This is a genomic window from bacterium, assembly GCA_040755795.1.
Lineage (GTDB): Bacteria > UBA9089 > CG2-30-40-21 > CG2-30-40-21 > SBAY01 > JBFLXS01.
The window spans coordinates 3390-6812 of sequence record JBFLXS010000212.1; the positions used below are offsets into that span (position 1 = coordinate 3390).

A 3423-nucleotide genomic window follows, 5' to 3' on the forward strand; every position below is an offset into this window, starting at 1 on the left:
TCTCTGGAACTTTGGCAATGACTTCTTCTTTTGGCTTTATTTCCTTTACTATTGGTGGAATTTCAACCTTTGGAATTTCAGGTAGTTTTACTTCCTTTGGTTTTTCAGGCACAGGTGGTTTTGGAGGTTTGACCTCTTCGACGACTTTCGGCTTTTCCTCGACAACTGGTTTCTCTGGAACTTTGGCAATGACTTCTTCTTTTGGCTTTATTTCCTTTACTATTGGTGGAATTTCAACCTTTGGAATTTCAGGTAGTTTTACTTCCTTTGGTTTTTCAGGCACAGGTGGTTTTGGAGGCTTGACCTCTTCGACGATTTTCGGCTTTTCCTCGACTGGTTTTTGTGGAGGTAAAACCTTTGGAAGTTCTGCAACGACTATTTCTTTCACCTCGAATTTTCCAGTCCAATATTCACGAGGATAAGAAGAGAGACTTCGACAACGAAGTGATGACAAATCAGCTGGTTTGGTTTTGTCATCTTCGGTTATAAATAATAAAGAACCAAATTGGCGGTCAACATAAACATGGTAGGTAAAGAAATCGCCCGGGGTGAGTTGTCGGTCTTTATCTTCAAGTTCTACGAGGACATTTTTACCTGGAACTACTTCACCTTGCATTTCAGTATTGAGTAATATCTGGCTTTGCGTTTTTCCGCGTTCGGTAAGGATATTTGCCCCTCGTGTAAATGATGGGTCTATTTCCAAACTAACATTTAATGTGGTGGGTAAAAGTGGTTGTTGTCTATAATTAAATCTTGTTGTTTTTTCCTTTGCATTCAAATATGCCATCCCTACATCTATGACTTTTCCCATTTCTTCACTACTGATTTTATTATCCCAGCCTATATTTTTTTCGATTAATTCTGCTCGTATCTCTGGAATTATACCCAGTTCAATCCAGCGACCAAATATTGGTCGTCCATCTTCATAAGAGCGTAACACAGCTGATGGAATAGTGATAATATCAAATCCCTTATCTGGAGGAAGACCAGCCTCCTGCGGTGAGATAACACTGAAATATAATTCTACACCCTTTTTAGCTTTAGAAAAAACAAGTTTTATAGGTAAGTTTTTAGCAATAACATAAACATCTCCAAGTCCAGGACCAATCAGGCTTAAATCAGAAGAGTTTAATTCTGATTTCAAATCCGTCAAGGGAGTATAAATTAGTCTAATAGAATTACGGGATAAGGGTTGAACTTCAAGTTTGCCATTAGTTCCTTCTAGAGAAAGGTCGGGTTGAACATCTGCGAGGGCAACGAAATTGCCTATTTTAAGTCCTAATGTATGCTCAATTGCGGTCTGTGAAATAATTCCCGTGTAGCTCTTATCACCATTGGGGTCATGTAAAATAGTAAGTGGTAGGTATGGAAGATAGGTATAACTCGAACCGGATAAATACCGCACCATAACAAAAGCAACCTTTTCTCCACTTGAAGGACCAATAGGTAGGTCAACTCTGGTCACAAACTTATATCTTACCTCAGGGTCTTTTTGAACGACCATTGGGGTAATGAATTCACGCAAATCTACGCTTTTACGATTAGAGACGATTTCCTCTGCCTTTTCATAAAGTAATTCCCATTTGCCAGAATAAGGATAAGATTCCTTTTCTAATTTGATAATCACAATTGCTTTTTCATCCAGCCCTGATGTATTATTTCCTCGCCAATCAACCTTAAATCGAAATGAATCTATATCCTCTTTCAATACCAATGTGGTATCTTCCGCCAGTGAGGCACCGGCATTGGACCAAATAGGTATTTCCAACACACCCCGCCACTCACCAAAAATATTTCCTACAGAAATAATTGACGGCGTAACATTAGTATTAATTGTTACTTCTTTTCCATAAACTAAAGATGCAATAGTTAGTGATAAAAAGGTTACCCAGTAAAAAACTTTACTTCTCCCTTTCATATTGACACTCTACCTCCTTACAATATTTATCGACATTTTTTGTAAAAAACTAAAATTTTACTTTTTTACATTAACATAAATTTTAAGAAAAGTCAAGAAAAATATTTTAGCCTTCAATTTTTTTCTTGACTAATTTTATTCCAAAAGGTATAATAAATTCAGAATGATGTTTAAAATATCATTTATCCTTATCCTATCATTAATATTTCAGATAACTTATCCTCAATTAGTCTTTTCTTATGGTCTGCTTACACACATCGAGCTTATGACTCAAACAATGAGAGCACTAGGGTCTGAATTTACCTCCATATCAACTACATTCTTACTTTATGCCACATTAGGGGCAATTGGACCAAATATTTTTAAAGGCAACCTTTTTAAAAAACTTCATGGGGAACAATTTACACAATTTGTCTATGGCATGATAGATTATTTAATGAATCTTACCCCTGGAGAAAAAAGGCAGAAACTAACTGCCTATTTATATGGCTATTTAACCCATCTTGCCGGGGATATAAATGGTGATGCACTTGCCCATCGACTAAGTCATCAAAAAGAACATAATTCTAAGTTTAATCGAGTTTATCTTCATCAAGACCTTTATGTTGCGTGTAAATATTATCCTGCGGGTGGGAATAAGGCTAATTTAAAGATTGACTTATATGAATTAGATACGGATATTATGCAAATGTATCGATGGGTATTTGATAAATTGGAAGGCGGGACATTTAAATTAGAGTGGAAGACATTTATCTCTTCTTATGACCGAACTCGACTTCTTATCTGGTGGTTAATCCAGGAGGCAAAACAACCTTTTTTCCGTGTGTTTTTACCTTATAATTTTAGTATGAAGTATCTCATAGAATTTGAGCGTAATTTTGAAGACGCTAAACAAAAAGCCATTCAATTCATTAAGACAGCAACCGAGTATCTTTATAGCCCTACCTGGAATAAGGAAGGATTGGATAAATTAAAAGAAGTTCTTAAAGAAGACGATGTTGGCTGTCCGTATCTGTAAATGAGGTTATCAGTAATTCAGATAAAGCATTAAGATTACCTGTAACCGTTCAGGTGGTAACTTACCGCAGAGACGCAGAGGAACAGAGAAGATATAGAAATAAATCAGATAACATAAAAGATTATTGATGCAGACATGGAAATACTTATGACTTGCTTACCGAATGTTCAGCAGGCAAACCAGATTTGTTAATCAATTTTAATGTTGTTGTACTCAAAAGATTGCCCTGATGAAAATCAGGGATGTTAAGCGTTTCGTCCATAGATTTTCCCCTCTTGAGAGGGGTTAGGGGTGTGTTTTTCTCTGCGTCTCTGTGTCTCTGCGGTGAACGGTTACGATTTTTGGATAAAAAGTAAGAAGTCCAAAGGAGGTAAAATGAAATGGCTAAAATAGGTTTAGTTTTAAGTGGTGGCGGGGGAAAAGGGGCTTATGAAGCCGGTGTGGTCAAGGCACTAATCGATGCCAAAATTAAGTTCGATGTTGTTGT

3 protein-coding genes are annotated in these 3423 nt (G+C 36.6%); 2 read left to right on the forward strand and 1 reads right to left on the reverse strand.

Annotation, left to right across the window (positions count from 1 at the left end):
• The coding region (locus AB1414_13055) for a hypothetical protein (GenBank protein MEW6608351.1) at positions 1-1918 on the reverse strand (1918 nt) is incomplete at its 3' end.
• Positions 1919-2081: 163 nt separating this feature from the next.
• Here AB1414_13055 and AB1414_13060 point away from each other — a divergent pair.
• Together AB1414_13060 and AB1414_13065 are read left to right on the forward strand one after the other, a co-directional pair.
• Positions 2082-2936, forward strand: coding sequence for a zinc dependent phospholipase C family protein (locus AB1414_13060; protein ID MEW6608352.1), 855 nt, complete (start codon positions 2082-2084; stop codon positions 2934-2936).
• A gap of 380 nt (positions 2937-3316) precedes the next feature.
• The coding region (locus AB1414_13065) for a patatin-like phospholipase family protein (GenBank protein MEW6608353.1) at positions 3317-3423 on the forward strand (107 nt) is incomplete at its 3' end.